At 64.4% G+C, this 23,355-nt stretch carries 22 protein-coding genes; 9 read left to right on the top strand and 13 right to left on the bottom strand.

The window, feature by feature from the left end; translation table 11 throughout:
- Positions 1-3 precede the first annotated feature (3 nt).
- The gene (locus ACTJKX_RS02675; protein ID WP_440724268.1) at positions 4-792 is read left to right on the top strand and encodes a hypothetical protein; all 789 of its coding nucleotides are present in this window, start codon (positions 4-6) and stop codon (positions 790-792) included.
- A gap of 24 nt (positions 793-816) precedes the next feature.
- Here the strand turns inward: ACTJKX_RS02675 and ACTJKX_RS02670 are convergent, their stop codons facing one another.
- The 3 genes from ACTJKX_RS02670 to ACTJKX_RS02660 all read right to left on the bottom strand — a co-directional run bounded on the left by ACTJKX_RS02670 (position 817) and on the right by ACTJKX_RS02660 (position 3,285).
- Entirely contained in the window at positions 817-1,284 is a 468-nt protein-coding gene (locus ACTJKX_RS02670; RefSeq protein WP_440724267.1) for a YiiD C-terminal domain-containing protein, read from the bottom strand.
- Between the two features lie 9 nt (positions 1,285-1,293).
- Positions 1,294-1,902 carry a hypothetical protein gene (locus ACTJKX_RS02665; RefSeq protein WP_440724266.1) on the bottom strand — a complete coding sequence of 203 codons (609 nt, stop codon included), beginning with the start codon at positions 1,900-1,902 and terminating at the stop codon, positions 1,294-1,296.
- A gap of 141 nt (positions 1,903-2,043) precedes the next feature.
- Complete coding sequence (locus ACTJKX_RS02660; protein ID WP_440724265.1) at positions 2,044-3,285, bottom strand: Zn-dependent hydrolase; 1,242 nt, start codon at positions 3,283-3,285, stop codon at positions 2,044-2,046.
- A 109-nt stretch (positions 3,286-3,394) separates the two neighbouring features.
- On the opposite strand from ACTJKX_RS02660, the gene ACTJKX_RS02655 reads away from it, so the two are divergent.
- Complete coding sequence (locus ACTJKX_RS02655; protein ID WP_440724264.1) at positions 3,395-3,601, top strand: hypothetical protein; 207 nt, start codon at positions 3,395-3,397, stop codon at positions 3,599-3,601.
- A gap of 51 nt (positions 3,602-3,652) precedes the next feature.
- Here ACTJKX_RS02655 and ACTJKX_RS02650 read toward each other — a convergent pair whose 3' ends face one another.
- From ACTJKX_RS02650 to ACTJKX_RS02620, 7 genes are all read right to left on the bottom strand, one after another.
- Positions 3,653-4,243 (bottom strand): DUF1349 domain-containing protein, encoded by a 591-nt coding sequence (locus ACTJKX_RS02650; RefSeq protein ID WP_440724503.1) that lies wholly within the window; start codon positions 4,241-4,243, stop codon positions 3,653-3,655.
- Between the two features lie 250 nt (positions 4,244-4,493).
- Complete coding sequence (gene hydA / locus ACTJKX_RS02645; protein ID WP_440724263.1) at positions 4,494-5,948, bottom strand: dihydropyrimidinase; 1,455 nt, start codon at positions 5,946-5,948, stop codon at positions 4,494-4,496.
- 146 nt (positions 5,949-6,094) lie between these two features.
- Complete coding sequence (locus ACTJKX_RS02640; RefSeq protein WP_440724262.1) at positions 6,095-6,385, bottom strand: GIY-YIG nuclease family protein; 291 nt, start codon at positions 6,383-6,385, stop codon at positions 6,095-6,097.
- A 177-nt stretch (positions 6,386-6,562) separates the two neighbouring features.
- Positions 6,563-7,561, bottom strand: coding sequence for an ABC transporter substrate-binding protein (locus tag ACTJKX_RS02635; protein WP_322431144.1), 999 nt, complete (start codon positions 7,559-7,561; stop codon positions 6,563-6,565).
- Between the two features lie 32 nt (positions 7,562-7,593).
- Complete coding sequence (locus ACTJKX_RS02630; protein ID WP_440724261.1) at positions 7,594-8,382, bottom strand: ABC transporter permease; 789 nt, start codon at positions 8,380-8,382, stop codon at positions 7,594-7,596.
- A 392-nt stretch (positions 8,383-8,774) separates the two neighbouring features.
- Positions 8,775-9,704 (bottom strand): ABC transporter permease, encoded by a 930-nt coding sequence (locus tag ACTJKX_RS02625; RefSeq protein ID WP_440724260.1) that lies wholly within the window; start codon positions 9,702-9,704, stop codon positions 8,775-8,777.
- On the bottom strand, positions 9,694-10,494 hold the full coding sequence (locus tag ACTJKX_RS02620; protein WP_394310032.1) for an ABC transporter ATP-binding protein: 801 nt from the start codon (positions 10,492-10,494) through the stop codon (positions 9,694-9,696). Before ACTJKX_RS02620 ends, ACTJKX_RS02625 begins: the two co-directional genes overlap by 11 nt.
- Before the next feature lie 464 nt (positions 10,495-10,958).
- Between ACTJKX_RS02620 and ACTJKX_RS02615 the strand changes: the two genes are divergently transcribed.
- The 3 genes from ACTJKX_RS02615 to ACTJKX_RS02605 all read left to right on the top strand — a co-directional run bounded on the left by ACTJKX_RS02615 (position 10,959) and on the right by ACTJKX_RS02605 (position 14,413).
- Entirely contained in the window at positions 10,959-11,663 is a 705-nt protein-coding gene (locus ACTJKX_RS02615) for a GAD-like domain-containing protein (RefSeq protein ID WP_394310033.1), read from the top strand.
- A gap of 142 nt (positions 11,664-11,805) precedes the next feature.
- Entirely contained in the window at positions 11,806-12,465 is a 660-nt protein-coding gene (locus ACTJKX_RS02610) for a dihydrofolate reductase family protein (protein WP_394310035.1), read from the top strand.
- 346 nt (positions 12,466-12,811) lie between these two features.
- Entirely contained in the window at positions 12,812-14,413 is a 1,602-nt protein-coding gene (locus tag ACTJKX_RS02605; protein ID WP_394310037.1) for a phosphoenolpyruvate carboxykinase, read from the top strand.
- A gap of 109 nt (positions 14,414-14,522) precedes the next feature.
- Here ACTJKX_RS02605 and ACTJKX_RS02600 read toward each other — a convergent pair whose 3' ends face one another.
- Complete coding sequence (locus ACTJKX_RS02600) at positions 14,523-15,938, bottom strand: amidase (protein ID WP_440724259.1); 1,416 nt, start codon at positions 15,936-15,938, stop codon at positions 14,523-14,525.
- 95 nt (positions 15,939-16,033) lie between these two features.
- Between ACTJKX_RS02600 and ACTJKX_RS02595 the strand changes: the two genes are divergently transcribed.
- Positions 16,034-16,804, top strand: a complete 771-nt coding sequence (locus tag ACTJKX_RS02595) for a helix-turn-helix transcriptional regulator (RefSeq protein ID WP_440724258.1) — start codon at positions 16,034-16,036, stop codon at positions 16,802-16,804.
- A gap of 11 nt (positions 16,805-16,815) precedes the next feature.
- Here the strand turns inward: ACTJKX_RS02595 and ACTJKX_RS02590 are convergent, their stop codons facing one another.
- Both ACTJKX_RS02590 and ACTJKX_RS02585 read right to left on the bottom strand, forming a co-directional pair.
- Positions 16,816-18,153, bottom strand: a complete 1,338-nt coding sequence (locus tag ACTJKX_RS02590; RefSeq protein WP_440724257.1) for an APC family permease — start codon at positions 18,151-18,153, stop codon at positions 16,816-16,818.
- Between the two features lie 133 nt (positions 18,154-18,286).
- A complete protein-coding gene (locus tag ACTJKX_RS02585) occupies positions 18,287-19,276 on the bottom strand; it encodes an AraC family transcriptional regulator (RefSeq protein ID WP_440724256.1) in 990 nt (329 codons plus the stop codon).
- 163 nt (positions 19,277-19,439) lie between these two features.
- On the opposite strand from ACTJKX_RS02585, the gene ACTJKX_RS02580 reads away from it, so the two are divergent.
- The 3 genes from ACTJKX_RS02580 to ACTJKX_RS02570 all read left to right on the top strand — a co-directional run bounded on the left by ACTJKX_RS02580 (position 19,440) and on the right by ACTJKX_RS02570 (position 23,328).
- Positions 19,440-20,207, top strand: a complete 768-nt coding sequence (locus ACTJKX_RS02580) for a 3-hydroxyacyl-CoA dehydrogenase (protein ID WP_440724255.1) — start codon at positions 19,440-19,442, stop codon at positions 20,205-20,207.
- Between the two features lie 60 nt (positions 20,208-20,267).
- Positions 20,268-21,452 (top strand): acetyl-CoA C-acyltransferase, encoded by a 1,185-nt coding sequence (locus ACTJKX_RS02575; RefSeq protein ID WP_440724254.1) that lies wholly within the window; start codon positions 20,268-20,270, stop codon positions 21,450-21,452.
- 142 nt (positions 21,453-21,594) lie between these two features.
- On the top strand, positions 21,595-23,328 hold the full coding sequence (locus tag ACTJKX_RS02570) for an AMP-binding protein (protein WP_440724253.1): 1,734 nt from the start codon (positions 21,595-21,597) through the stop codon (positions 23,326-23,328).
- The last annotated feature ends 27 nt before the right edge of the window (positions 23,329-23,355 follow it).

Here is a 23,355-nt window from a genome sequence, read left to right as displayed (position 1 = left end):
CGCATGTTCATTCTGCTGCATCAGCTGTCACTGCCCGTCATGTTCGCGACGGTGCTGGTGATCTGCCTGGTGATCACCTGGCTCGTCATCGGCCTCATCCGCTTCGCCATTGCGAAAGGCGGCTACGCCGCCGACGAGGCGTTGCCCATCCGCGAATCGATCGTCGGTGTCTGCGCCACCATCTTCGGCCTGATGGTGGCCTTTTCGGCGGCGGGCCTGTGGGCCGATTCCCTCGCCGCCCGCAGCGCCGTCCAGCAGGAAGCCGATGCGATCGAGAACGTCCTGGTGCTTTCCGCCGGCCTTCCGGCCGATCTCCAGACCAGTGTGCGCGACGGCCTCAAGGCCTATGTGGCGCAGGTCGTCTCCGGCGATTGGCCCGCCATGGCCAATGGCGAGCGCATCGAAAGCCCGGTTTTCGATCGCTCGGGCGACATCCTCATCAATACGATCGGCCTCGTCTCGCGCCAGAACGGAGCGAATGCCCAGCCGGCCACCTATCAGCCCCTGGTCAATCAATTGCTGGCCGTGCGCCATGCGCGGCTGCTCCGGCTGTCGGCTTCCAACACCGGCATGAGCTGGGCCCAATGGATCGCGATCTGGATCATTTCGACGACGACCGTCGTGGCCATCGCCATCTGCAACAACCATGTCCCTCGCATGCAAATCCTCGCCACGCATATCTTCGTGGTGGTGGTGACATCAGCCTATTTCGTCATTCTCGCGCATGACCGGCCGTTCATGGGGCAAATCTCGGTGCAGCCCGCCGCCTTTCTGGCGGTCAGTACCAATTGACGGCCTGCTGCGCTCCGAGCTGTTTTAACGGGCGAGCGCCGCGAAATCGCCCTTGAAACGGGCGGCACAGCGGCCGCCATAGTCGATCTCGGCAAGGACCGGGATGCGCGCCTTGCCCCTGCGCGCGAAAGCCTCCAGCACATGCTCCCACTTCTCGGGTTCCGCCAGAACGGAATGGGCCGAGAAGTCCCCCTCCACCGGCGCCAGATAATCCATGTGCACGGAGCCGACGACGAGGCTGCAGTCGAGCCCCGCGCCCTTGAGCTTGAGAAAGGCCAGCGACCAGGCGGCGAGCGTGGCCAGGGTCGCAAGGCTACCGCCGAAAGCCGTGCGGTGATGGTTGATATTGGCGGAAAGCGGGGCGCCAAGCCGCACGGAATCTGGTCCGATCTCGAGAACCCGGACCTGCATGGCCTGTGTCAGCGGAATATTGCCATGGAGATCGGCTTCAAGCTCGGCGGGCAGCAAGGCGGCCTCCTCGATATGGGTCACCCACCCGCTCTATCGTTCGCCGGCGGTTTTCTCAACTGCCGAAGCCTGCTCCTGCCAGCCGAGCAACGCCCGCCCCCGCGGCGACAGGCGATAGCCGACCTGGAGGCTCTCGGTAAGACCAAGGGCCTTGAGCTTGCGGATATCGTGCTTGAGAGCGGGCTTGTCGAAGCCGAACTGCCCGGCAATCTCGGCGGCGGTGATGCCGTCCTGCTTGGCGATCAGGCCGAGCACGGCCATTGTCCAGCCGCCGCCACGATGGTTGCGGTCGAGCCTAGCGAGCGCGCCGCGCAGCATGGCGACGGCAGCCTCATCGAGATCGGCCTCACCGCGCAAGGCGATGCGGGGATCATCCCGCAGGCGGCGGAAGGCGATGCGGTAGAGCTGCCCTTCGGGCCTCAGGTCGCGTTCGAGGGCTTCAAGCGAGGCAAAGCCGGCCCTGGCAGCCTCTTCCTCGCTGAGGTCGGCGAGTTTGATCGCCTCTACCGCCTCGATGGCCAGGACGACGACAGCAGTGGTGAGAGATCCACCGGCGCGCACGGTCGGCCTGGTCCAGCGCCGGAAGGCGAGCGTCACCTTGCCGGCGGCAATGCCATGGAGCGCAGCCTGCTTGAACAGCATGTCTACCGTGCTCCAACACCATTGAGGACCGACGCAACTCGGAGCGCGGACTTCCAGTCCGCTCCTGAAGGCACCACGCTCTAGGAAGAAAGAAGTGGACATCGCGACATGCAAGCATGTCGCTGGGATGTCCGCGCTCCGTCAGCCCGCCAGCCGCCGGTCGTGCTCGATCACGGCATTGAGCAGCACTTGCGCCCCAGCCGCGCATTCGTCGAAGGAGGTCGACTCGGCCTCGTTGTGGCTTAGGCCGCCCTCGCAGGGTACGAAGATCATGGTGGTCGGCGCGACGCGTGCGATATAGGCAGCGTCATGGCCGGCGCCCGACACCATGCGGCGCATGGCAAAGCCTGCCTTGTCGGCACCGTGCTCGACGCATTCGATCAGCTCGGGCGCGAATTTCACCGCGGGCGAAATCCAGATGCGCTTTTCCTCATAGGCAAGCTTCATCGGCGGCAGTGCAGCCTCGAGGGCAGCCCGGAATTCCCGCTCCATCACTTCCAGCACCTCCTCGTCGGGATGGCGCAGATCGACGGTAAAGAAGACCTCGCCCGGCACCACGTTGCGGCTGTTGGGCTTGTTCTCGATCAGGCCGACGGTGGCCACGCCCGGCTGGTGCTTCTGGCCGATGGCGTCGATCGCCTCGATGATACGGGCGGCGCCCAGCAGCGCATTCTTGCGCAGATACATCGGCGTGGCGCCGGTATGGGCATCCTGGCCGGTCACCGTAACCTCATACCAGCGCATGCCCTGCACGCCGGTGACCACGCCGATCATCGTCTTCTCGTCCTCGAGGATCGGGCCCTGTTCGATATGAAGCTCGAACATCGCCTGGAACTTGTGGGCGCCGGCCTTCTCTGTGCCGCGATAGCCGATGCGCTCCAATTCGTCCTTGAAGCTGATGCCGTCGCGGTCGAGGCGCTCATAGGCGTAATCGGGCGTGAACACACCGGCAAACACGCCCGAGGCCAGCATGGCCGGTGCGAAGCGCGAGCCTTCCTCGTTGGTCCAGTTGATGATCTCCACCGGGGCATTGGTCTCATAGCCCTGCTCATGCAGGGTGCGCATCGCCTCCAGCGCACCGAGCACGCCGAGCACGCCATCGAACTTGCCGCCCGTCGGCTGGGTATCGAGATGGGAGCCCATGGCGATCGGCGGCAAATCATTGTTCCTACCGGGGCGCACCGCGAACATGTTGCCGACTTCGTCGACGCTCACCGTGCAGCCGAGCGCCTCGCATTGCGCCTTGAACCAGTCACGCACCTTCTTGTCTTCGTCCGACAGGGTCAGGCGCTTGATGCCGCCCTTGGCCGTGCCGCCGAACTTGGCGGTTTCCATCAGGCTGTCCCACAGGCGCTGCGGATTGATGTTGAGATTGGTGAGCATGGTGAGGCCTTTCTGAAGAAAACGGGCAGTTGTTCAATGCTTAGTCCGAGACGGCGACCAAACGGCCGAAGATCCCACCAGCGGAGATCCAACCATTGATACCCCCTCGGTGGTTGCCGATCTGGAATTGACCGTCTCTAACGGCCTTTATGAGGTGCAGGTATTGCGCGCCACGCACACGACACAGGACAATATCCCCTTCGACGAGCAGGGCATGATCGGCGATCGGAACGACGGTGCAGAGTTGACCGCTGGCGATTTTGCCTTTCATCGAAGCGCCGCGCGGACGAAATTGAACCGTCTCACCAGCCTGTAGTCGCTCGATATATCGGGTGGCCCAAGACACCGTTCTCTCCTTTCCGGGTGATCATGAGAGATCGTGCAGCGCCTTGCCGTTGGGCTGAGACAGGCGGAAATCAGAGAAGGAAACGGCAAGACCGGCCCTTTCCGGCGTGCAGCACATCGGGCCAACCTGGTAGGAAGCGGCCTTCGGAAACGGCGCCAGCCGAACCAGCGGCCAGACTATCCCGTCCGTCGAATATTGCAGCCTCAATACCCCGTCTGCGACGGTGAGGCGCAGGCGGAAATCACCGGGATTGCCCGGAAAGGGACCGGTCGCCCAATCCGACTGCCCCACGGTCAGCACGCTGCCGAGCATGGGCGCATCGTCATTATATTCGATGCCGGCCTTCAGCCAGGTATCGTCATCGAACCGGACCATCAGGCCGGCCTGGTCATAGAGCGTCTGGAAGCTGGCCCGAACGCGCAGCTCCGCGGTGAAATCGCCGCCGCTGTCGAGATGGAAGAAATGGCCGCTATGCCGGGTGAAGCCGTAATGGGTCTTTCGCCAGAAATCGGTGGCCTCGCCGGTCACGACCTCCAGGCGATCGCCGGCCAGCGACCAGGACGGCGGCTCGTTGAGCCAGCGGCCTTGCTGGAGAGAAGTGGGATGCGTCAAATTCAAGATCGATCTCCGGCAACGCAGAACGAAAGCCTTCTCCACGAAGTGGGGAAGGTGTCAGTGCAAAGCACTGACGGATGGGGTGTGGCGGGCAGTCCCTCGAAATTAACCAGATTGCGCAACCGCAGCGCTATTCTGCAATAAGGAGCTCGCATTGCCCGCCACACCCCACCCGACCCGGCTTCAGCCGGGCCACCCTCCCCGCTTCGCGGAGAGGGCATATTCCGCTTCATTCGGCGAGGAACGGCTACGGCGTGACCTCGATACGGGAGACCGGCCGAGGCTTGCTGAGTTCCTTCCAGGTTGCGTTCGCCACCGCCGCCGCCGGGAACGGGTCGCGCTGGATAAAGGCACCGTCGCCCTTCTGGAGCTGGATCTGCTTGTCCCGCCAAGCGATACGCCCGCGCGACAGGGTGACAACAGGCAGGCCGGTGCATTCATAGCCCTCGAACACATTGTATTCGACGCGGCTGAGCTGGGTCTTGGCCCGGATGGTCTTGGTAGCCGCCGGATCCCAGATGGTGAGATCGGCATCCGAACCGACCGCAATCGCTCCCTTGCGGGGATAGATGTTGAGGATGCGGGCGATGTTGGTGGAGGTCACCGCCACGAATTCCTCCTTGGTGAGACGGCCAGTCTTGACGCCCGCCGTCCACAGCACCGGCATGCGGTCTTCGAGCCCGCCCGTGCCGTTGGGGATCTTGCGGAAATCGTCGAGGCCCATGCGCTTCTGCTCGGCGGTGAAGGCGCAATGGTCGGTCGCCACCACCTGGAGTGAGCCCGAGGCGAGGCCCGCCCACAGCGAATCTTGGTGCGACTTGTTGCGGAAAGGCGGCGACATCACCCGGCGAGCCGCGTAATCCCAGTCCTTGTTCTGGTATTCGCTGTCGTCGAGCACGAGATGCTGGATCAGAGGCTCGCCATAGACGCGCTTGCCGGCCGCGCGGGCCCGCGCGATCGCCTCGTGGCTGTCACGGCAGGAGGTGTGCACGACATAGAGCTGGCTGCCTGCCATGTCGGCGATCATGATGGCGCGATTGGTCGCCTCGCCTTCGACTTCCGGTGGGCGTGAATAGGCGTGGCCCTCGGGCCCGGTAACGCCCTGGTCGATGTAATGCTGCTGCAGGCGGAAGACGATGTCGCCATTCTCCGCATGCACCAACGGCAGGGCGCCGAGGCCGGCGCAGCGGCTGAAGGAATGGAACAACTCGTCGTCATTCACCATCAGCGCGCCCTTATAGGCAAGGAAGTGCTTGAAGGTGTTGATGCCGTAGGTCTTCACCACGGTATCCATCTCGTCGAAGACCTGCTTGTCCCACCAGGTGATCGCCATGTGGAAGGAGTGGTCGGCGACCGCCTTCTCGGCCTTGTGGCGCCATTCCTGATAGGCCGCCAGCAGCGACTGGCCGGGCGCGGGCAGGCAGAAATCCACCACCATGGTGGTGCCACCGGACAAGGCGGCGCTGGTGCCGGATTCAAAATCGTCGGCCGAGACGGTGCCCATAAAAGGCATTTCGAGATGGGTATGCGGATCGATGCCGCCCGGCAAAACGAAGCAGCCATCGGCATCGATGATTTCGGTCCCCGCCGGTGCCGACAGCTTCGGGCCGATCGCCAAAATGGTTTCGCCGTCGATCAGCACATCGGCTTGTTTGGAATGATCGTGGTTCACCACGACACCGCCACGGATCAGGATCGGCATAATAGTCCTCCCTATACAATATTCACGCGCCGCGCTTTGTCATCACCGGGCTTGACCCGGTGATCCAGGTTCCGCCCGGAGAACTGGATGCCCGGGTCAAGCCCGGGCATGACAAAGGTCGAGTTTTTCGACTCGAACGCGAACCTCTAGATCAAATGCAGATCGAGATCGTCCCACTCGGGATTCAGATCCTCGATCAGTTTCAGCTTCCAGGCTCTCGGCCAATGCTTGATGTTTTTCTCGCGCTGTATGGCATTGCCGACATAGCGATGCTCCTCATACCAAACGAGGAGGTTCACATCATATTGCGCCGTGAACCCGGAAAATGACTTCTCCTCGTGCTCATGGACCCTGCGCGGCAAATCGTTCGTCATGCCCACATAGAGCGTACCATTACGCTTGCTCGCCATCAGATAGACCCAGTAGCGATACCGCATGCTGGTATTTTCCTGGCCCAGCAAAACTCCACCCTTGTCATGCCCGGGCTTGACCCGGGCATCCAGTTCTTCACGCCGACACGATGCCCTTGGGACCCGCTGGATCACCACCGGATCAAGTCCGGTGGGGTCAAGTCCGGTGATGACAAAGCGCAGTGCCTTACGAATACGCTTTCCTCACAGCTTCTTCATCGCGTCGGTGACCGCCGAGCTCCAGCCGCCCACGGGCGCCTTGGTGATGGCCGGGCTGTCGCCGCCGGCCCCGAGCAGCGTCTTGACGGTACCTTCCGCCGCAGCCGGATCGAGCGTGCCGTCGGAGCCTTCCGTCAGCTTGTTGACCTCGGCGATCATGTGGGTCTGGTGCACCTCGGTCTGGGCGCCGGAAGCATCGTTGTCGAGCACGATCTTCACGGCCTCGTCCGGATGGGCCCTGGCATACTCCCAGCCCTTCATCGAGGCCTTGACGAACTTGGCCATGGTCTCGACGAATTTCGGATCCTTGAGCCTGTCTTCCATCACATAGAGCCCGTCCTCGAGCACCGCCACGCCCTGGTCGGTGTAGTTGAAGACGGTCAGATCCTCGGCCTTCACGCCAGCCTCGATGACCTGCCAATATTCGTTATAGGTCATGGTGGAGATGCAATCGGCCTGCTTCTGCAAGAGCGGATCGACGTTGAAGCCCTGCTTGATCACCTTGACGCCATCGGCCGAGCCGTCGAGCTTGAGGCCGAGCTTGCCCATGAAGGCGTTGAACGGATATTCGTTGCCGTAGAACCAGACGCCCAGCGTCTTGCCCTTGAAATCGGCTGGCGTCTTGACGCCGGATTCCTTACGGCAGGTCAGCTGCAAGCCGGAGCGCTTGAAGGGCTGGGCAATATTGACGAGACCGACGCCCTTCTCGCGGGCGGCCAGCGCTGCCGGCATCCAGTCGACGATCACATCGGCCTGCTTGTTGGCGATCACCGTTTCCGGCGCGATATCGGGGCCACCTGGCGCCACGGTGACGTCGAGGTCGGCCTCCTTGTAGAACCCCTTGTCCTTGGCGACGAGATAGCCGGCGAACTGCCCCTGGACCACCCATTTGAGCTGCAGCGTGACCTTGTCGGCCGCCTGCGCCGCGCTGATCGCGCCAAGCCCGAGCGCGAAAGCGACGCCGGCCAGTAGTGCCTTCTTCATTCCGTCCACTCCTCTGTTAACCTCGTCCTGCGTCACGCGCGCCGGTAAGAGGGATGCCAAAACGTCACGGCCCGCTCGATGACAGCGATGAGGCCATAGAATAGGGAGCCGGCCACCATGGCCACGGCGATCTCGGCCCAGACGATGTCGGTCTGCGACAGCGCCGCCTGGGTGTTGATGCGAAAGCCCATGCCGATGGTGGGGCCGTCGAAATATTCGGCGACGATCGCGCCGATCATCGCCAGGGTCGAATTGATCTTCAAGCCGTTGAAGATGAAGGGCATCGCGGCGGGAAGACGCAGGCTCACCAGCGTCGGCCAGTAGCTGGCGCCGTAGGAGCGCATCAGGTCGCGCTCCAGGGCACCGCTGGCCGCCAGGCCCGCCACCGTGTTGACCAGCATCGGAAAGAAGGTCATCGCCACCACGACGGCCGTCTTCGAGGGCCAGTCATAGGTGAACCACCAGATCATGATCGGCGCGATGCCGACGATGGGCAAGGCCGAGACGACATTGCCGAGCGGCAAGAGGCCACGGCGCAGGAAGGGGATGCGGTCGGCCACCAGCGCCACCAGGAACCCCGAGCCGGAGCCGATCAGCCAGCCGAGCAGGACCTCGTGCAGGAAGGTCCAGACGAAATCGGTGGCAAGCGTATTGGCCTGCGCCACCACCGCCTGGCCGATGGCCGAAGGCGGCAGCAGGATGATGGGGGAGATGCCGAAACCGACGACCAGCCATTCCCATAACAACAGCAGGGTGCCGCCGAAAAGTAGAGGAGGCAGAAGTTTACGCCAACGCGCGATACGGCGGTCAGCATTGGCCATCACGACTTCCTCAACGATCATCCAAGCCGCCAACCAGAAGCCTGCCATTATCGCTGCGGTGCTCAGATCCGCATTTCCGGCAACGTTGGGATGTTCGATCAGCCAGGTAAACCCAGCTATAGCCAAAATCGCCAGCGGGATAGCAACAAAGCGCCTGAAGCGAACCGCCGTGGCCCAAGCCCCAGCCAGGATGAGAGCCAATGCCGCTAGCAGCATCAGAAGCACGAGCACCATCACAAACCGCTCGTATGAATAGCACTCGGCGGTAGCGATCAGGTCAGTTGGCGTCTGACGCAAGACGCCGCCAACGCCGCACTCGAACGGCGCGGGCGGTCGCCAACCGCTCAGGATGAGCAGGCCGGCACCAATCCAGCCTATGCGCAGCGCCCACGTCATGCCTGCTCTCCCTTCACGCCCATTCTCGCCAGAGTACGACGCTCGATCAGGCCGATCAGGCCGATCAGGGCCGCCGAGAGCAGCGCCGCGGTGAACAGGGAAGCCCAGAGCACCAGGCGCAGATTGTTGTACTGGTAGCCGGCGAGCAGGCGCGAGCCGAGCCCGCCCTGAGCGCCCGTCGGCATCTCGGCGACGATGGCGCCGACGATGCAGCCGGCGATGGCGATCTTCAGGCTGGCGAACAGATAGGGCGTCGCCGCCGGCCAGCGCAGCTTCCAGAAGGTCTGCCATTTCGAGGCGTCATAGGTGCGCATCAGATCGAGCTGCATCAGGTCCGGCGACATCAGCCCCTTCACCATGCCTACCGTCACGGGAAAGAAGCAGAGATAGGTGGCGATCAGGGCTTTCGGCACCAGGATGGGCGCGCCGAGCCGGCCGGTGATCGCGGTCAGCAGCGGCACCAGCGCCAGGATCGGGATGGTCTGAGAGACGATCACCCAAGGCATCAGGCTCTGGCGCATCGAGCGGTAATGCACGATCAGCACCGCCAGCACGATGCCGAGCACGGCGCCCAGCACGAAGCCCGACATCGCCGAGGAGAGCGTGATCAGGCCATGGTAGACGAGGCTGCGCCGGCCCAGAGGCGGCTCGAAGAACAGGCCCTGCACCATCGCCATGATGATCTGGTGCGGCGCGGCAAGATTGCCGTCCGGCAGGTTGATGGCAGCGATGAACTGCTCGATCAGCGGGCGGCTGGCGGCATCGGGCATGGCGCGCAGCAATGCCGTACCGTTCATCGGCAGGCAGGCGAGATACCACACCGCGAAAATCGCGAGCACGACCACGGTCACGGGCCCTGCCTTGCCGGCCATCAGGCGGCTCCCCAGCGAGGGGGTGGTACGGGCGGCAAGCACCTCAGTCGTCATAGGAGTGCCCTGCCCTGAGGCCGTCGCGCACACGATGGGCGACTTCGAGGAATTCAGGCGTCTCGCGGATGTCGAGCGTGCGGTCGCGCGGGAAGTTGCAGTCGATGATGTCGATGATACGGCCGGGCCTGGGCGACATCACCACGATCTTGGTGGACAGGTACACCGCCTCGGGGATGGAATGGGTGACGAACACCACCGTCTTCCTGGTGGTGCGCCACAGATGCAGGAGCTGGTCGTTGAGCTTGTCGCGGACGATCTCGTCGAGTGCCCCGAACGGTTCGTCCATCAGCATCAGCTTGGGATCGAAGCACAGCGCCCTGGCGATCGAGGCACGCTGCTGCATGCCGCCGGACAATTGCCAGGGAAACTTCTTCTCGAAGCCCTTGAGATTGACCAGCTCGAGATTGCGGGCCGCCCTCTCCTGGCGCTCGGCGGCGGGAAAACCCATCACCTCCAGCGGCAGCATGACGTTGCGCTCGATGGTGCGCCAGGGATAGAGCGCCGGCGCCTGGAAGACATAGCCGTAATGCCGGCCGAGGCGTGCCTGTTCCGGCGTCAACCCGTTCACCTTGATCGAGCCGGAGGTCTGGCGCTCGAGATCGGCGATGACGCGCAGCAAGGTGGTCTTGCCGCAGCCCGAAGGCCCGATGAAGGAGACGAAATCGCCTTCATTGACGGTGAGATCGACCTTGGAGAGCGCATAGACCGGCCCGTCCCCGGTGTCGAAGGTCAAGGAAAGATCCTCGACCGCAATCACGGGTTCGCCGGCGGCCGTTCGTTCCCTCACGGCACCAAGCTTCCGATCCACGCCCTCAACCTGCATGCCGGCCCTACCTCTGGTTCGTCCCCGGCGAATACGGTGAACCGTTCCGCCCTGCTCGCCCCCGTTCACAGCAATGATCGTGCCACTGCGACGAGAGTCTCTATTTTATCACGTTACCGGCTCGCCGCCCCGGTTGGAATATTTCAAACCGAGCCGATTGCCACTTGCGAGCAAAAAAGCGGGATCATCTCCTGCTCTTCACCACTCCGGAGGGCAACCCCGGATTGCCCGTGCGGCTGGCAGCAATATTGACCTTATGGACAAAAAATAGGCAACCCCATTTGGAAGAGATTTAAGGAAGCGATTGTCCGCACCGCGCCATGAGCCTCCCCCAATCGAAGCTGGCCGCCAAACTCCTAATTGCCAGGAATCTTCCGTATCGTCACATTACAGGCCTCGCACGCAACACCGGGCAGGAAGGCTTCCCTATGCGCATCCTCATGATTCTGCTCGGCTTGCTGGGCCTGCTTGCTGCGCCCCGGCCGAGCCTTGCCCAGGATGGATCGAAGGACTTCCAGGCCTTTCTGAGCGACTTCCCGCCCGGCAATGACGTACGCCCCTTCCACGGTGAACTGTCGCCGACACTGAAGGAACACGTCCATCCCAGATTGATCGAGTTCTGGCAAAGGGTCGGCTTCGGGTCCTTCGGCAATGGCTTCATCACTTTCTTCGATCCACGCGAGGCCGAAACGATGCTGGCCCGCTGGCTGCTGCTCCAACAGCCCGACCCCACGCGGGTCCCCATTGCGCGCACCGCCTTCGGCGACCTGATCTATTTTCGGGACCTGCGGCAAAGGGCAGCCGAAAACGGGCTCGAAGCCAATTGGAAGAACGGCAGCGACGTGGTCTTTCTCAGCATCCACTATCGCGGCAGTTCGGCCATCACCTGGTCTGTGGACGACTTCTTCACCAAGGATCTCAAGGGCTTCCTGCAGGACAATCCGCGCGCCTTCTACGAACTCTATTCGACGGTCGACCAACAGCCGCTCGCCCCCGGCGAGTGCTTCTATTTCGTGCCGGCCCTTGCCCTCGGCGGCCAGGCAACCAAGGCATCCGTCGGGCGTGGCGACTGCCTCGTTCATCAGGAGATCCTGCTGCAACTGGCTCTTTCCTCCGGTGCCTCGCGCAAGTGACCACGCAGGACGGCAGGGAACGGACGAAATAATTCGTTCCTTGTCGGGAGAAGGCCCTCCCGTCCGTCCTTGGGGCAGAGCGCGATGCCGCCCCGCATCGCGTCTTCCCATCCAAACCATGGCAACCAGAGGACATCTTCCCATGCGCAAGATCATCGGCGGCATATTCCAGTCTCTCGACGGTGTGATGCAGGCCCCCGGCGGCCCGCCGGAGGACCCGACCGGTGGCTTCGAACTCGGCGGCTGGTCGGCGACCTTCTGGGACGGCACGATGGGCACGGCGATGGGTGGCCTGTTCAGCAATCCCTTCGACCTGCTGCTCGGGCGCAAGACCTATGAGATCTTCGCGGCCCACTGGCCCTTTGTCGGTCCGGAGGATCCCATCGGCCCCGCCTTCACCAAGGCGGCCAAATATGTGGTCACGCGCGGCAGCGAGCCCTTCGAATGGCAGAACAGCCATCGCCTCGCCGACATCGCCGCCGTCGCCGAGGTGAAACAGAGCGAAGGGCCGGACATCCTCGTCCAGGGCAGCACGACGCTCTACCCCCAATTGCTGGCCGCGGGCCTCATCGACCGGCTTTTCATCATGACCTTCCCGCTGGTACTCGGCAAGGGCAAGCGCCTGTTCGGCACAGGCACGCCGTCCGGCGCCCTGAAACTGACCAGCCACGAGGTTTCGAGCACCGGCGTTATCATCGCCACCTATGAACCAGCCGGATCCGTGCCAATAGGCACCTTCGAACTTGCCGAGCCAAGCCCGGCGGAAATCAAACGTCGCGAGCGCATGAAGCGCGAAGACTGAAGCCGAACAGGCTTTTTGGCGCCTTCGGGCGGACGACGCCGTAAATTTCAATGATCTCTCAAAGTATTAGACGGCTTCGAGGCGCTCGCGGACCTTTCCGCGCGCGCTGTTCGGCGTCATTTGTCATATCAATACCGATGCCGGCCACGATCCTGCGGCCGATGCATTTCGCCGCAACATTCGCATGACACGTCCACGGGTCTGCCGTGCTAAGGTCGCATTTGAATGGGAAGCAGCCGCCCTCCCGCCGCTCTCGACGCGGCGATGAACGATTGTTGCGGTACTGCCCGTGAGAACAGGGCCGGGCCATGAAGCCTGGAGACCGGCAAATATGAGGAAGCGTGATATGAAACTTCATGTTGTGGAAGGCGGAGCCAAGGACGAGATCGAGCCGATCCAGTTCAACAATCTCGGCGCGCTCCACGCCAATCTCGACGAACCTTCGCTTGTCGAAGTCGCGATTCGCCGCGGCGAGGGCCTGCTCAGCCCCGGTGGCGCCCTGGTCGTCGATACCGGCAGCCATACCGGCCGCTCCCCGAAGGACAAGTACATCGTCCGCGAGCGCGAGACCGAAGACTCGATCTGGTGGGCCAACAACAACGCGATCTCCCGCGCCGCCTTCGATACGCTGCTGGCCGACATGCTCTGGCATGCGACGGAAAAGCAGCTCTTCGTGCAGGACCTGCATGCCGGTGCCGACGAGGACAACGGCATCAAGGTCAAGGTCTATACCGAGCTTGCCTGGCACAGCCTGTTCATCCGCAATCTCCTGATCCGCCCCTCCGCCGATGACCTGGCCGGCTTCTATCCCGACCTCACCATCATCGACATGCCGAGTTTCAAGGCCGACCCCGCCAAATACGGCCTGCGCTCGGAGACGGTGATCGCCTGCGATTTCACCCGCGGCGTCGTCCTGATCGGCGGCACGGCCTATGCCGGCGAGATGAAGAAATCGGTGTTCTCCTACCTCAACTACATCCTGCCCGCGCGCGGCGTCATGCCGATGCATTGCTCGGCCAATGTCGGCCCCAGCAGCGTCTCGGCCCTGTTCTTCGGGCTCTCGGGCACCGGCAAGACCACCTTGTCCGCCTCCCCCGACCGCTCGCTCATCGGCGATGACGAGCATGGCTGGGGCCCGAACGGCATCTTCAACTTCGAGGGCGGCTGCTACGCCAAGACCATCAATCTCGACAAGCAGGCCGAGCCGCAGATCTTCGCCGCTTCGCAGCGCTTCGGGGCGGTGCTCGAGAATGTCGCGATGAACCCGATCACGCGCAAGCTCGACTTCACCGATGGCCGCAAGACCGAGAACACCCGCGCCGCCTATCCGCTGCATTTCATCGAGAATGCCTCGCCGACCAGCGCGGCCGGGCATCCCGGTACGGTGGTGATGCTGACGGCCGACGCCTTCGGCGTGATGCCGCCGATCGCCCGCCTCACGCCGGAGCAGGCCATCTACCACTTCCTCTCCGGCTTCACGGCCAAGCTCGCCGGGACCGAGCGCGGCGTAACCGAGCCACAGCCGACCTTCTCGACCTGCTTCGGCGCTCCCTTCATGCCGCGCCATCCGGTCGAATATGCCCGCCTGCTGAAGGAGTTGATCGACAAGCACCAGGTCTCCTGCTGGCTCGTCAACACCGGCTGGACCGGAGGTGCCTATGGCACCGGCCGCCGCATGCCGATCAAATGGACCCGCACCCTGCTCAACGCCGCCCTCGACGGCAGCCTCGACAGGGCCAAGTTCCGCACCGACCGTCATTTCGGCTTCCAGGTTCCGACCGCGGTGGACGGCGTGCCGAGCCACGTGCTCGATCCCTTCAAGTCCTGGGCGGACAAGGCGGCCTATGAGAACCAGGCCCGCCGCCTGGTCGGCATGTTCACCGAGAACTTCAAGCAGTTCGAGGTGGCGGCCGACGAAACGACCATGAGTGCTGCTCTCGGCGCCTGACCTGCCGGGCCGAAAAACGGCTCCCGGCTTTTGGCTGGAAACGATACAGCGATGATTTCAGAAGCGGCGGCTCCATCGAGCCGCCGCTTTCTCTTTCTCCACGATGGTTCTATCGCGACGCCGCCAGGACCTTTTCCATGCCCAGCGCAATGGCGAGGACGTCCTCGTCCGCGTACCGGCGCCCGACGATCTGCAGGCCGACCGGCATGACCCCGGCGCGATCGACCGGCAGGGAGAGAGCCGGGCATTGCGGCAGGAGATTGAAGGGGCACGTCATGTCCAGTCCCTTCAGGCGCCCGTCCGGCAGACTCTCGGCAAAGTCGTCATCGGTCAGTTCCACCGGGGGTGCCACGATGGCGCAGGTCGGGCACAGCAGGGCATCATAGCTTTCGAACAATCGGGCCATGTCCCGCCACATCCCCGTGCGCAGCAATTCAGTACGCTTGTACTGCGTGGCGTCCATGGCCAGGCCCTTTTCGATCATCGCCACCACGGCCGGATCCATGCGTCCGCGCCCTGCGGCAAGACGGCCCCCGAAATAGGCCGACATGAAGACGCACCAGATGTCGAACCACTGGTCGACCACAGCCCGGCTCCAGCCGATCGGGATCTCGTCGACGACAGCCCCTGCCCCGCGAAGGTCCTCAACCGCGCCGCGAATGGCTATCTCCACCGCCGGCTCGACGGCATAGAAGCCAAGGTCGAGCGAGAAGGCGAAACGCCGGCCGGCGAGGCCCGCCTTACGTGCCCGCATGCCGTCGAAGGGAAGCGGCAGGGACTGGATGTCCTCGTCGCTCGACCCGGCCGTCGCGGCCATGAAAGCGATGGCATCTTCGACGCTGCGCGCGAGAGGCCCGAAATGCGAGATATTGTCGAAAACGCTTGGCAGGATCGTCATCGGGATGCGCCCGAGGCTCGGCTTGAAGCCGACCACACCGCAGAAAGCGGCGGGGATGCGCACGGAACCGCCCATATCGGTTCCCTCCGCCATCGGCACGACGCCCATGGCCACGGCGACGGCCGATCCCCCAGAGGACCCGCCGCTCGTGCGCTCGGGGTCCCGGGGATTGCGTGTTACGCCCCAACGCGGGCTCTGCGTGAAGCTGGAGAATGCGAATTCCGGCGTGGTGGTCTTGCCGATTAGAATGCCCCCTGCAGCCTCCAGGCGGCGGACGCACAGGGCGCTCTCGGTAGGAACAGGATCTCCGCTCGTCCAGGAACCCAAGGTGGTGAGATCGCCGGCCGTCGGCGTCATGTCCTTGACGGCGAAGGGCACGCCATGCAGGGCTCCCAGGGACTGTCCAGTCCTGGCGGCCTCATCCGCCTGATGAGCGCTGGCAAGGGCATGCTCGTGCCGCAGCAATGTGAAGCCATTCAATTCGGGTTGGCACGCCTCGGCTCGGTGCAGGGCTTCCGCCACCACCTCCACGGCATGGAAGTGCTGCCGCCGAATGCCGTCGGCGATCGCGTAGGCCGGCAGGTCGAGCGGATGGGTTCGGGATGTTGTCGTGCCGGCCAGCTTCATCGTCTTCTCCATTCCGGCTTGTTGCAGGCCTGAGGCGGGCGCATAGGGTTGGCAACCAGTCCATGCGTCTTTGCAGGGAAGTTCGAGGGAGCACCATGCCGCCGCCATTCCAGGACTGGAACCGCCGTCTCGCCGATGCCGTCGAGTCCATCGGCTCGCCGGGCTTTCCGGCGGCGCTGCAGGTAGTCCTGCGCCTGATCGCCCCTTTCGAGATGATGAACGGCTTTCGCTATGCGCCGGACGGGCGCGCGCATGATCTCCACAACCCGCCCGACCTCATCGATCGCGGCATCATCGTCGATCAATACCTGTCCGGCGCCTATGTGCTCGATCCCTTCTACGACGCCGTCCGGGGGAGCGATGCCGATTGCCTGATCGTCATGCAGGACCTGGCACCCGATCATTTCAGGCAATCCGAATATTACCGGGTCCACTATGCTGCGACGACCATCAGGGACGAGATCGGCTTCGTGCTTGATCTCGGCAGCGGACATGTCGGCGTACTCTCGATCAGTCGCCTCGGCACGAACCCGCTGTTCCGCCGCCGCCAGATCGAGCAATTCGGCGACGTCGCAGAACTGATCTGCCGCCTGGCCGAACGGCACTGGCGGACCGTACGCCCGCCCTCCCCCTCCGGTGAGGCACTCCCCTCGGCGGCCATCGCCCATCCCCAGTTGACGCCGCGCGAGCGGGAAATCGTGGCGCTGATCCTGAAGGGGCATTCGAGCCTCTCGATCGGCGCCGTCCTCTCTCTGTCCCCCGAAACGGTCAAGGTGCATCGCCGCCACATCTACGCAAAGCTGAAGATATCGAGCCAGGGGCAGTTGTTCCGCCTGTTCCTGGCCGGGCAATCTTCCGCAGCCTGAGCAGTGCCTGCTCAGGCCGCGTCCTCCACGAAGTCCATTTCGGGCGGGGCCTGGCTGAACATGCGCGTCAGATAGGCGAGATAGGCCGCCCCCAGCGCCAGCCAGATCAGGCCGAGCCATTTGGCGTGGGCGTCGAGATTGAGGAGCAGATAGAGGTCGCAGGCCGCCGCGATGGCTGGAAGGATCACGCCCATCAGCACGCCCAGCGGCCTGACGCCTTCATGCCCCCGCAGATAGAGAGCGATCACGGAGAGATTGACCGCCGTGAAGGCCAGGAAGGCGCCGAAATTGATGAAGGAGGTCGAGGTCGTGACGTCCATCCAGATCGCCGCCAGGCCGACCAGACCGACGAAAAGCAGATTGACGAGGGGCGTCTGCCATTTCGGATGCAGGCGGGCGAACAGGCCGCTAGGCAGCACGTTGTCGCGCCCCATGGCGTAGAGAAGGCGGCCGACGCTGGCCTGGGCAGCCAGGCCCGAGCTGAATTGCGCCAGCACGAGCGTCGCCAGGAAGATCACGACGAAGAAGTCGCCGCCGATCTTCTGGGCGATCTCGTTGCCGGCGGCATCGACGGAGGCGAACTCGAAGCCCGGATGCGCGAGCTGGATCACATAGCCCGCCGCCACGAAGATGGCGCCGCCGGCCAGGGCCACGATCAGGATGGCGCGCGGAATGGTGCGCCCGGCGTCCCTGGTCTCCTCCGTCAGCGTGGAGACGGCATCGAAGCCGAGGAAGGAATAGGCGGCGATGGCAGCCCCCGCCACCGAAGCGGAAAAGGGCACGTTCGCCTGGAAGAACGGCACCGCTGCCGCCAGGCCGCCGGTCCCGCTCGCTGCAGCGACATAGCGTGCCGCCAGCAAAACAAAGGCGGCGACGACGGCGAGCTGCACCAGCATCAGCACGAAATTGACCCGGCTCGCGAAGGCGATGCCGAGGATGTTGATTACGGTGGTGGTGAGGATGAAGGCAACGATCCAGACCCAGCTCGGCACGGCCGGAAAGGCGGCCGACAGATAGGCCGCGCCGATCAGCCAGATCACCATCGGCAGAAAGAAATAGTCGAGCAGGACGGCCCAGCCGACCAGGAAGCCGACACCGGAGCTGAGGGATCGGCGGGCATAGGTGTAGGCGGAGCCGGCCACGGGATAGACCCGGGACATCACGCCATAGCTCAGAGCGGTGAGCAGGATGGCGCCGGAGGCGAGCAGATAGGACATCGCCGTGGTGCCCTGGCTTGCTGTCGCCAACGGCCCGAACGTGCCGAACACGATCATCGGCGTCATATAGGCCAAGCCGAATAGTACCACCGACCACAGGCCCAACGCCCTGTCCAATTTCACGTCCTGCATCGCCGCTCTCCCCTGGTGACAAGTTCGCCGATCTGCCGGCGTCCGCCCTATCGTTGTGTCCGGGAAGCTTGTGCCGATGCCGGCGATCGAACAATAACCCCAAGGAGTTATGACGAAACCGGAAACCCAGCCGTCATTTGGTGCGGGAGCGGCGGAACTCGCCCGGGCTCATGCCGGCCCATTTATGGAAGGCGCGGTGGAAGGCGCTCGGCTCGGTATAACCGAGATCGGCGGCAACCTGGCCGACCGGCTTGGTGGTGCAGGCCAACCAGTCCAAGGCCAGCTTGCGGCGGATCTCCTCCTTGATTTCGGAGAAACTCTCGCCGTCTCCAGCCAGATGGCGCCGCAATGTTGGTTCCGACAGGCCCAGCCTCGCGGCCATCTCGGCAAAGGAAGGCCATTCGGCGGGAGGAAGCTCGCGCAGCAGGCGTCGCGTGGTGGAGGCCGCGCCACGGTCATGGCGATAGCGCCCCAATATGTTGGCCGGTGCCCCGGCGATGAAGCCCTGCAGGGTCCTTTCGGTCTGGCGGACCTTGAGCGCCAGCATGTCGCGATCAAAGACCAGCATGGTTTCGGGCCGCTCGAAGCTGACGGGGGTGCCGAAGAAATCGCGATGGTCCTCGCGTCCGGCCGGCAGGGACCCGCGATAATGCAGCTCGCGGATCTCGAGCTGGCGCTTGACCAGCCAGCAGACGACGCCGTGCAGCAACAGGAAATAGGTACGATAGGCGAAGGGCAAGCGCGGCGGGGATGTCTCGCGCAGAATTACCCGGGCGAGCGCTCCCTCGATGACCAGCTCTCCCTTGGGCTCGGCGAGCACCAGGTTGAGGAAACGCAGGCTGCGCCTGACGGCGTGCTCCAGCGTCTGGCTGGAGATCACCGCGTGGCAGAGCATGGCGAAACTGCCCGGCGCCATCGGGCGGGCACCGAAGCCGAAATATTCGCATTGCATGATCTGCGCGATGCTGAGCCACAGGCGGCCATATTGCTCGGCCGACAGGCGAAAGCCCGGCAGGTCGAGATCACTCTCGCGGAAGCCGCCCGCCTCCAGCGCCGGCGCGAGATCGAAGCCGCCGCGCCGCAGGGGATCCAGCGTATCCTGGATGAAGCCGAGGCCGATCACGGCGTGGATCTCTTCCCTTCCCAGGCCATTCGCCCCCTCACGATATGGCAAAACCGATCACGCTTTTAAGCATGAAGGGTCATCGAATGCCACCGCCGACACGCGTAATATCATTGCCAACGACAACGGCTCTCAAAGAGCCGAACGGGGAGAGTTCCGCGCCATGCAGATCCAAGACCGTGTCTTCCTGATGACCGGTGGAGCGTCCGGGCTCGGCCATGCGGTGGCCGCCGATTTGGTGAGCCGCGGCGGGCGCGTCCTCCTCTGCGATCTCAATGCCGAAGCCGGCGAGAAAGCCGCTGCCGCGCTGGGGCCTGCGGCCCGCTTCCAGCGCACCGATGTCGCCAGTGCCGAGGATGGGCAAGCTGCCGTCGACGCCGCACTTAGCGCCTTCGGCCGGCTCGACGGCCTCGTCAACTGCGCCGGCGTCGCGCCCAGCGAGCGCATCGTCGGACGCAACGGTCCGCATGATCTCGAGCGCTTCGCCCGCACCATCCAGATCAATCTGATCGGCACCTTCAACATGACGCGGCTTGCCGCCCGGGCGATCTCCGCCAACGCGCCCGGCGAGGACGGCGAACGCGGCGTCATCGTCAACACCGCTTCGATCGCCGCCTATGACGGCCAGATCGGCCAGGCCGCCTATGCCGCCTCCAAGGGCGGCGTCGCCAGCCTGACCCTGCCGGCGGCGCGCGAACTCGCCCGCTTCGGCATCCGTGTCGTCGCCGTGGCGCCCGGGGTGTTCGAGACCCCGATGATGCAGGCCATGCCGCAGGAGGTCAGGGACTCGCTGGGTGCGACCGTGCCCTTCCCGCCCCGCCTCGGCCATCCGCAGGAATTCGCCGCCCTGGTCTGCCACATCGTCGAAAACCGCATGCTCAACGGCGAAATCATCCGGCTCGACGGCGCCCTGCGCATGGCGCCGCGCTGATCGGCCACACACATCGCCGAAATCGGCGTAAAATCCTCCTTCGCAGAAAGGGACCATGAGATGAATGACCCTGTCGTGATCGTCGGTTCCGCGCGGACCCCGCTCGGTGGTTTCCAGGGGGCCTTTTCCAGCCTGCCGGCGGCACGCCTCGGCGCGACGGCCATCTCGGCGGCGGTGTCCCGCGCCGGGCTGCCGGCAGAGGCGATCGAGGAAACCGTGTTCGGCTGCGTGCTCGCCGCCGGCCAGGGCCAGGCTCCGGCCCGCCAGGCCGCGCTGGGCGCCGGCCTGCCGATCTCGACGCCCGCCACCACCGTCAACAAGATGTGCGGCTCGGGCATGCAGGCCGCCATGCTCGGCCACGATTTGATCGTCGCCGGCACGGCTGGCGTGGTGGTGGCCGGCGGCATGGAGAGCATGACCAACGCCCCCTATCTGCTCGACCGGGCGCGAGGCGGCTATCGCATGGGCCATGGCAGCGTGAAGGATCACATGTTCCTGGACGGGCTCGAGGATGCCTATGAGAAGGGACGGCTGATGGGCACCTTCGCCGAGGATTGTGCCGAGGCCTATCAGTTCACCCGTGAGGCACAGGATGAATTCGCGCTGCGATCGCTGAGCCGAGCCCAGGCCGCCATCCGCGACGGGCGCTTCGACAACGAGATCGTGGCCGTGACCGTCGGCTCGGGCAAGACGGAGCAGGTGGTCGGCGTCGACGAGCAGCCCGGCAAGGCCCGCCCCGACAAGATCCCGACGCTGAAGCCGGCCTTCCGCGAGGGCGGCACGGTGACGGCGGCCAATTCCAGTTCGATCTCCGACGGCGCCGCCGCCTTGGTGCTGATGCGCCGCTCGCAGGCTGAAAAGCGCGGCCTGCCCCCGCTCGCCGCGATCGTCGGCCATGCCAGCCATGCCCAGGAACCGAACCGCTTCGCCACCGCCCCGATCGGCGCCATGCGCAAATTGTTCGATCGCACCGGCTGGACGGCCGGCGAGGTCGACCTGTTCGAGATCAACGAGGCCTTCGCCGTGGTGACGATGGCGGCGATGCGCGACCTCGATCTGCCTGGCGACAAGGTCAATGTGCATGGCGGCGCCTGCGCCCTCGGCCATCCGATCGGTGCCTCCGGCGCCCGCGTGCTTGTGACCCTGCTGGCCGCTCTCGAAAGCCAGGGATTGAAGCGCGGCGTGGCCAGCCTGTGCATCGGCGGCGGCGAAGCGACTGCCATGGCGGTGGAACGGCTGGTCTAGTCACAACTGAAATACTTGCACTGGAGCGCGGACATCCTGTCCGCTCTTGGAAGCGCGGTTTTTGGGGCAAGCAAGAGCGGACATCGCGACATGACAGCATGTCGCTGAGATGTCCGCGCTCCAGGGAAACGAGGAAACCTTCATGCCCGATTTTCGGCAGGCTCGTGACTTTCTGCTCAAGCATCGCACCGATTACGAGACGGCTCGCGCCGGCTTTCGCTGGCCGGATGAGCCCCATTTCAACTGGGCGCTCGATTGGTTCGATGCCGAGCTCGCCACCGCTGCCGAAAGCCGGGACCGCACGGCCCTGTGGATCGTCGACACCGCAGCCGGCATCGACACCAAGTTCAGCTTCGGCGAACTCAGCCGGCGCTCCAACCAGGTGGCGAATTTCCTGCGCGCCCAGGGTCTGAAACGCGGCGACCACGTCCTGGTGCTGCTCGGCAATGTGCCGGCGATCTGGGAGACAACGCTGGCGGCGATCAAGCTCGGCCTGATCCTGATTCCCGCTGCGACGTTGCTCACGCCGGACGAGCTCGCCGATCGTTTCGACCGCGGCAAGGCCCGCGCCATCATCGCCGAGCGCGACCAGCTCGCCAAATGCGAAGGCGTGGCGCCGCCGGAGGTGAAGCGCATCGTCGTCGGCCCAAGGGGTGGGCCCAGCAGCGTGGCCGGCGGGATCGCCTATGCCGATGCCTTCGACGGGCCTACCACCTTCACGCCTGAGGGCCAGACCAACCCGCACGATCCGCTGCTGCTCTATTTCACCTCCGGCACCACCGCCAAGCCCAAGCTGGTGCGCCATTCCCAGCGCAGCTATCCCATCGGCGCGCTCTCGACCATGTACTGGCTCGGCCTGCAGCCGGGAGACGTTCATCTCAACGTGTCCTCGCCCGGCTGGGCCAAGCATGCCTGGAGCTCGTTCTTCGCGCCCTGGAATGCCGGCGCCACGGTGCTGGTGATCAATCAGCCGCAATTCAGCGCCAAGGTGCTGCTGCGCGAACTCGAACGCTGCCAGGTCACCACGCTTTGCGCCCCGCCGACCGTCTGGCGCCTGCTGATCCAGGAGGAGCTCGCCACCACCAAGGTCTCGCTGCGCGAGGTGTGCGGGGCCGGCGAGCCGCTCAATCCGGAAGTGATCGAACGGGTCCGCAACGCCTGGGGACTGACCATCCGCGACGGCTATGGCCAGACCGAGACCACGGCCCAGATCGCCAATTCGCCCGGACAGCCGATCAAGATCGGCGCCATGGGCCGCCCCCTCCCCGGCTACGACATCCGCATCCTCGATGCCGACGGCAAGCCCGCCACGGAAGGCGAGGTCTGCCTGCCGCTCGGCGACACACGCTCAGCCGGTCTGATGCAGGGATACCAGAGCACCGACGGCAAGCTCGGAGGCTTGGAGGGCGAGGTCTACCATACCGGCGACGTCGCCTTCATCGACGAGGACGGCTATCTCACTTTCGTTGGCCGGGCCGACGACGTCTTCAAATCCTCCGACTACCGCATCAGTCCCTTCGAGCTCGAAAGCGTGCTGATCGAGCACGAGACGGTGGCCGAGGCTGCCATCGTGCCGGTGCCCGATCCCATCCGCCTGTCGATCCCCAAGGCCTATGTGCTGCTGGTCGGCGCAGCCGAGCCGTCACGCGAGACGGCCCTGTCGATCTTCCGCTACACCAATGAGCGTCTTGCCCCCTTCAAGCGCATCCGCAGCATCGAATTCGTCACCGAATTGCCCAAGACCATCTCCGGCAAGATCCGCCGCGTGCAGCTGCGCCGGCTGGAAGTGGAGGAAGACACGCAAAGCCCGTTCCGGGGCGTCGAATTCGCCGAGACCGATTTCCCGGAGATGGCATCGGAGAGGAAGCGCGCATAGGGTTGCGGCAGCGGCATTCCGGGTGCG

Origin of the sequence: Labrys sp. 22185 (assembly GCF_052045555.1) — a bacterium.
Taxonomy (GTDB): Bacteria; Pseudomonadota; Alphaproteobacteria; order Rhizobiales; family Labraceae; genus Labrys; species Labrys neptuniae.
Note: the sequence above shows the minus strand (reverse complement) of the source record. Positions and strands in the feature narration are given on the sequence as shown.